The 6,161-nt window shown below is 51.0% G+C and carries 7 protein-coding genes; 3 read left to right on the top strand and 4 right to left on the bottom strand.

The genetic code is table 11. The annotated features are described in order from the left end of the window. Nucleotides 1–308: 308 nt before the first annotated feature. The 3 genes from LGT44_RS17105 to ansA form a co-directional block, all read right to left on the bottom strand. Nucleotides 309–935 (bottom strand): hypothetical protein, encoded by a 627-nt coding sequence (locus tag LGT44_RS17105; RefSeq protein WP_230331896.1) that lies wholly within the window; start codon nt 933–935, stop codon nt 309–311. A 143-nt stretch (nt 936–1,078) separates the two neighbouring features. Further along, nucleotides 1,079–1,459 carry a hypothetical protein gene (locus LGT44_RS17100; RefSeq protein ID WP_230331895.1) on the bottom strand — a complete coding sequence of 127 codons (381 nt, stop codon included), beginning with the start codon at nt 1,457–1,459 and terminating at the stop codon, nt 1,079–1,081. Nucleotides 1,460–1,515: 56 nt separating this feature from the next. Further along, nucleotides 1,516–2,550 (bottom strand): asparaginase, encoded by a 1,035-nt coding sequence (gene ansA / locus LGT44_RS17095; protein ID WP_230331894.1) that lies wholly within the window; start codon nt 2,548–2,550, stop codon nt 1,516–1,518. Nucleotides 2,551–2,616: 66 nt separating this feature from the next. Between ansA and LGT44_RS17090 the strand changes: the two genes are divergently transcribed. Continuing rightward, a complete protein-coding gene (locus tag LGT44_RS17090; RefSeq protein ID WP_230331893.1) occupies nt 2,617–3,195 on the top strand; it encodes an NnrU family protein in 579 nt (192 codons plus the stop codon). Between the two features lie 40 nt (nt 3,196–3,235). Here the strand turns inward: LGT44_RS17090 and LGT44_RS17085 are convergent, their stop codons facing one another. Continuing rightward, entirely contained in the window at nt 3,236–3,574 is a 339-nt protein-coding gene (locus tag LGT44_RS17085) for a winged helix-turn-helix transcriptional regulator (protein WP_230331892.1), read from the bottom strand. Between the two features lie 110 nt (nt 3,575–3,684). Here LGT44_RS17085 and LGT44_RS17080 point away from each other — a divergent pair, with 110 nt between their 5' ends. Then, nucleotides 3,685–4,269, top strand: a complete 585-nt coding sequence (locus LGT44_RS17080) for an NAD(P)H-dependent oxidoreductase (RefSeq protein ID WP_230331891.1) — start codon at nt 3,685–3,687, stop codon at nt 4,267–4,269. Between the two features lie 345 nt (nt 4,270–4,614). Beyond that, the gene (locus LGT44_RS17075) at nt 4,615–6,153 is read left to right on the top strand and encodes a protein adenylyltransferase SelO (RefSeq protein WP_230332115.1); all 1,539 of its coding nucleotides are present in this window, start codon (nt 4,615–4,617) and stop codon (nt 6,151–6,153) included. The last annotated feature ends 8 nt before the right edge of the window (nt 6,154–6,161 follow it).

Here is a 6,161-nt window from a genome sequence, read left to right as displayed (position 1 = left end):
TCAATCTGAAACGCCTTTCCGGGGCAAGCCCCTGGCCCCCTGCAAGGAGAGGTATCTCCTTACGATCCTCTCTTTTCGGCGCGTCCGGCTTCATCCAGACAACTGTAATGATTATGCGGCACGCAAAACAATTCGCCCCGGATCGACTTTTTAAAACCTGAATAAATTTGCATCGCTCCGGGGCAGGGTTTTGCTCTGACGGCCGCAGAATCATCTGATTGTCTGGCGCCGCACGATCGCCGGTTCAAGCAATCCGATCAGCCGTATTCCAATCATAGGAACAGAAGCTTAATTCAACTTATTCTTACCTAAATTACAATTTCATAACTAACTATTCTCTCCGGATTTATAGCAACACCATTCGAGTTAAAACATGTATTTGCTAACTCCGCCGCTTCAATTGAGCTATCACCATCAGCCATAGAGTGAAGATACCAAAGAGCTCGAGCTAACTCATCACGACCAGCTTCCATCCGAAATGCTATGATATAAGGCTTAGTAGCTGAGTAATAGCGATCAACAATTTCCTTATAGTTCTCTCCCACTACACTTCCTGCCAGATCCTCAACTATTTCAGGACATGTTATGTAACTATGTGAAGACCCTGGAGAATAGAGTGCAACCTCTTTAAATAATACGGCATAAGGGCCTTCATCCAGAGTACTATCTTTAGATTGAATGGATGTACTAAATGGATTATTACCTTTCGGAAAAACGCCTACAGCCAAAGATTTAACTTTTGACTCAATATTATTTTTAACATAACTTTTTGAAAGGATGCCTCTCGTTTTAAAAGATTCTATGCTGTCTGTTCTTGTTCCATGAAACCAAATAGTTTCTATTTCGAGATCAGGCTCCCCGAAAACTTCACACACCTTACCATATATAAATTCATATTCTGGAATTATCCGATACAAGTATGGATCGATATTCACCAGCAACTCATATAAGTTTTTCTTGCTTGTCCCGAATATTTGACATACCGACAACCAAATTGTGTTTTCGTCAGAACAATCTAATATTTTTCCCATTGTAGCGTTGACTCTTAATATAAAAACCACTTACGTCTTTGGCATTCTCAGCGAATCTTTGAGCCCGATGCAGATCTAATAAACTCCAGCTCCGGGCTTAAACGCACAATGGTATTGAATTGTGCGCTGGTGATACTGTCCATCGCGCCGCAATCGCAGGCCCAGACCCAGGCCTGCTGGTAAACCTCATCTTCCAGCAGTGGCAGCAAGCCACGCTCGGCACGGGCCTGATCCAGCGGGTAAGGTCCACTGAACTGAAAACGGTAGGCCGCACGGGCAAAGGCCAGCGGCATATAATCGGCCCAGCATTCTGCGCTCTGTGAATTTAAGCCGGTTTTTGCCAGTAATTGCAGGCAGTGATCACGATCATTTGCTTCGGCAAGAATCGCGGCCAGCTCAATCAGGGTTGGATGAGGTAAGTCAGTCATCACGTTCTCCGTTTACTGCTGTTTATTCGGACTCTCTTATGCTCTTTTACGGCTTTTTATTTTGCCGCGCTGAGCTCACCACAGAGTGGCACTTCCATTAAACGCCGGGCTTTGCTGATTACATGACTGCGTTCTCCGGGAGCGCTTAATAATACGTGCAGCTTGGTCAGCGTTGCTTCCAGTGTCATATCAGCGGCCGATACAAAACCGGCTTCGCGCAGGGCATGCCCCCCGGCATAGCTGCCCATATCCACCCGCCCGCTTAAACACTGACTGTGATTAACCAGCACCACGCCACGCTCGCTGGTCTGTTTAAACGCTGCCATTAAGGCTGGATTTTGCGGTGCATTACCGCTGCCAAAGGTCTGCAGAATAACGCCATCCAGTGGTTGTTCCAGCAGGCGTTGCAACAGCGAAAAATCGATCCCCGGATACAGGGTCACCACCGCCACCGCCGCACTTTTCAGGGCGTTAAATTGTGGCAGTTTATTATGCAGCGGACGCAATTCCGGCAGGCCGGCTTCGATACTGATTCCGGCATGCAGCAACGCATTGCAGTTGGGTGAATCAAAGGCATCAAAGCCCTGGCTGTTTATTTTGGTCGCCCGGTTACCACGCAATAACCGGTGATGAAAAAACAGGCCCACTTCGGCACGCGGATAATGCGCGGCAATATAGAGCGCGTTGAGTAAATTATCGTGGCCGTCGGAGCGTGGCTCGCACAGCGGAATCTGTGAGCCGGTCACAATCACCGGCTTGCCCAGATCGGGCAACATAAACGACAGGGCTGAGGCGGTATAGGCCATGGTGTCGGTGCCGTGCAGCACAACAAAGCCATCGAAACGGTCGTAATGGGCAAGAATATCGGCGGCAATCTGCATCCATTGCGCCGGCGTCATATCCGATGAGTCGAGCAGCGGCTGGTATTCATGCAGCTCAAATTCCGGCATTTCGTCACGGCTGAATTCTGCCAGACTGCGGATTTTATCTTCCAGAAAGCCGGCCAGCGGCTGAAAACCACGCTCAGTACGGGCCATGCCAATAGTGCCGCCGGTGTAGGCGATGTAAATGCGTTTGCGTGCTGACGTCATACAGAACTTTTATCCGCGCTGATATGCCTGCATGATGGCACAAACATAATGAATTGAGGAATGACCATGACGTTATTACTGGCCGGACTACTGCTGTTTATCGGCGGACACTGTACCAATCTGATCGCGCCGCAATGGCGTAACGCCATGATCAGCCGTCTGGGGCTGCTGCCGTGGAAGGGTCTGTATTCCGTGGTCGCCATCGGCGGCTTTATTCTGCTGGTGATCGGTTACGGCGAAGCCCGTATGAACCCGACCTGGCTGTGGACACCACCAGTATGGACACGCCATCTGGCGGCACTGATCACTCTGCCCGCCTTTATTCTGCTGTTTGCCAGCCAGATTCCCGGCAACCGTTTGCAGGTTAAGCTCGGCCATCCGATGTATCTGGGCATCAAGCTCTGGGCCTTTGCCCATTTAATTGCCAATGGCGGTCTGCACGATCTGGTGCTGTTCGGTGCCTTCTTAACCTGGGCTATTGCCGGGTTTGCGCTATCCCGTCGCCGTGACCGTATCGCCGGGGTGAAGAAAGAGTATAAAGGAGCGGTACGCGACGTACTGACGCTGGTCGTGGGTATCGGCGCCTGGGTTGCCTTTGCCCTGTGGCTGCATGGCATGCTGATTGGCGTGAAGCCGTTCGGTTAAATAATCTTTCTCCGTTTTACTGCACATCACCTGACAGCGGTTATTGATTCTGAACAGCAGTCAGGTGCTGCATCCCCCAGCCACGTAATGCCTGTATGACCGGCTCCAGAGTCCGGCCGTACTCTGTCAGGCTGTACTCCACCCGTGGCGGCACTTCGGCATAAACTGTGCGCGAAATCAGCTGGCAAGCTTCCAGTTCCCGTAACTGCCGGGTCAGCATTCGTTGGGTAATGTCCGGCATAATCCGGCGTAATTCATTGAAACGATGTGTTCCATCCAGCAGGTGATAAAGAATTACGCCTTTCCATTTGCCACCAATCAGTTCAAGAGTCGCTTCTACCGGGCAACCGAGGTTGCAATCATAGTCTGAGTGGTTCATTTCATATCGTCCAAGGGTATACAAAAGGGTACTGAGTATCAGAAATGTGCATTCTTATGTGCGCGATTTTCATCGTCTAAGATCGCCGGACATTAACAAAGAGACACATAATGAAAACCTTAATGATCCTGGCACATTCCAATATTCAGAACTCGCTTGCCAATAAAATAATTGCTGACCAGATCGGCCAGCTGGCGGATACCGAAGTGCGTAACCTCGGCCAGCTTTATCCGGATTTTCAGATCGATATTGCTGCAGAACAGCAGGCATTACTGCAGGCCGATCTGATTATCTTCCAGTATCCGTTTCATTGGTACAGCGTACCGGGAATTTTAAAGGAATGGATGGACCGCGTATTTCTTTTTGGCTTTGCCTATGGCCCGGACAGTCAGTTGCGTGGCAAAAACTTACTGGTATCAACCACCATCGGCGGTCCACTGAACAGCTATGCAGCCGGTGGCCATAACCACTTCACCACTCAGGAGCTGCTGCGTCCGCTGGAACAAAGCGCGAACTTTACCGGCATGGTCTTCCTGCCGCCGCTGATTTCCCACGATATGGTGTATAAAACCGGTGGCGATAACAGCCGTGAAGATATTACACAAAGAGCTCATGAACATGCAGAGCAGTTGTGCAGACTGATTCAACAAAAGTCAGCCAGCTTTATGCAACAGGGCGCACCTTCTGCGGCCTGAAGCGCTGGCAAGACAGTCGCTGCCGGAATATCCTAGGGCCTGTCGACACTAAGTGAATCGGGCCTACTGAGAGCCAGTTTTTCTCAGAACAAGGAGAGAGGATTGATATTAGCGGGCTAAATGAATGACGAGCGACGAAGTTAATGGGGAAAACTGGCCTCAGCCCGAAGGGTTATGGCTAAAAATCCCTCATCCTGCGTTGCTGTTCGCTCGCTTAACCCGTTAGGCCACACTCTCAGCGCCTTGTCTGAGGAATTTTTATCCGATAACAGGCCTGTTTAATTAGTGTCGACAGGCCCTAGGGTCTGAACAGCCCCTAACACACTTATTTATTCCGGAAGCGCCGTGTCTCTTTCCCTGCAAATACCGTTCAGCAATGCCTACGCCGCTCTGCCCGAGCGTTTTTACGCACGGGTGCTGCCAACGCCGGTAAAAAATCCGGCGTTAATCCGTTTTAACAGCACTCTCGCGCAGGAATTAGGCATAGAGCTTAATACCGCCAGCTCCAGCGCCTGCTCCAGCGACAACAACAGTGACAACGAACTGGCACAGATATTTTCCGGCAATCAAATTCCCGACAACGCCGCCCCTCTGGCGATGGCTTACAGTGGCCATCAGTTTGGGCAGTTAAATCCGCAATTAGGGGATGGCCGCGCTATTCTGCTCGGCGACCTGCTCGATATTCAGGGTCTGCGCCGTGATATTCAGTTAAAAGGCAGTGGCCGCACGCCATTTTCGCGCAGCGGCGATGGCCGCTCTCCGCTGGGGCCTGTGCTGCGTGAATATATTCTGTGCGAAGCCATGCACGCATTAGGTGTACCCACAACCCGTGCACTGGCTGCGGTCAGCAGTGGCGAATGGGTGATACGCGACGGGCGCGAACCCGGAGCGGTATTTACCCGCGTCGCCGCCAGCCATATCCGTGTCGGCACCTTTCAGTATTTTGCCCTGCGCCGCGACGGCGAAGCCGTTAAACAATTAGCCGACCATGTACTGGCCCGTCATTATCCGCACATTAACAGCAACGATGACGATGCTTATCTGCAATTATTCGAAGCCATTTGCCGCAAGCAAGCCGAATTAATTGCCCAGTGGATGCAGCTCGGTTTTATTCACGGCGTTATGAATACCGACAATATGACCGTCAGTGGTGAAGCTATCGATTATGGCCCCTGCGCCTTTATGGATGCTTATCACCCGAAAACGGTATTCAGCTCCATCGACCGCCATGGCCGTTACGCTTATCAGAATCAGCCAGCCATCGGCCAGTGGAATTTAGCGCGGCTGGCAGAAACGCTGCTGCCGTTATTTAACGACGACGAGAAAGCTGCGGTCGAAAAAGCCACCGCCATTCTGCAGGATTTTGCCTTATGGCAACAACAGGCCTGGCTTGAACATATGCGCGAAAAACTGGGTTTTTCCGCACTGAAAAACAGTGATCAGGCGCTGATTGAAAACCTGCTGGCACTGCTGGCCGAAGGACGTATCGACTATACGCTGTTTTTCCGCCGTTTAAGCGACTGCAGTCAGCCAGACAGTGAACGCCAGGCGTTACTGGAACTGCTGAATCCGCCGGAATGCCGCAGCAGCGCAGCACTGGTACAGAATATTAATGACTGGCTGGACGACTGGCAGCAGCAATTAATTCAGCGTGGCGACAGCGATAGCGCCGAACAACGTATGCTGAATAAAAATCCGGCCTATATTGCGCGCAACCACCGCGTTGCCGAAGCCATTACCGCTGCTGAAAAAGGTGATTTTTCCGTCTTTGAACAACTGTTGCAGATACTGGCCGAGCCATACCGCAGCAAGGCAGAATATGCCGACTATGAACAACCGCCAAAGCCGGATGAAAAAGTGTTACGCACCTTCTGCGGCACCTGAGGAAAACT

Origin of the sequence: Thalassolituus alkanivorans, assembly GCF_020447205.1 — a bacterium.
Classification (GTDB): domain Bacteria; phylum Pseudomonadota; class Gammaproteobacteria; order Pseudomonadales; family Oceanobacteraceae; genus Venatoribacter; species Venatoribacter alkanivorans.
Note: the sequence above shows the minus strand (reverse complement) of the source record. Positions and strands in the feature narration are given on the sequence as shown.

Bases quoted from the DNA above. Each gene is read 5' to 3' on its own strand.
- LGT44_RS17090 (WP_230331893.1), top strand. From the start codon at position 2,617: ATGACGTTATTACTGGCCGGACTACTGCTGTTTATCGGCGGACACTGT.
- LGT44_RS17085 (WP_230331892.1), bottom strand. From the start codon at position 3,574: ATGAACCACTCAGACTATGATTGCAACCTCGGTTGCCCGGTAGAAGCG.
- LGT44_RS17100 (WP_230331895.1), bottom strand. From the start codon at position 1,459: ATGACTGACTTACCTCATCCAACCCTGATTGAGCTGGCCGCGATTCTT.
- ansA (WP_230331894.1), bottom strand. From the start codon at position 2,550: ATGACGTCAGCACGCAAACGCATTTACATCGCCTACACCGGCGGCACT.
- LGT44_RS17080 (WP_230331891.1), top strand. From the start codon at position 3,685: ATGAAAACCTTAATGATCCTGGCACATTCCAATATTCAGAACTCGCTT.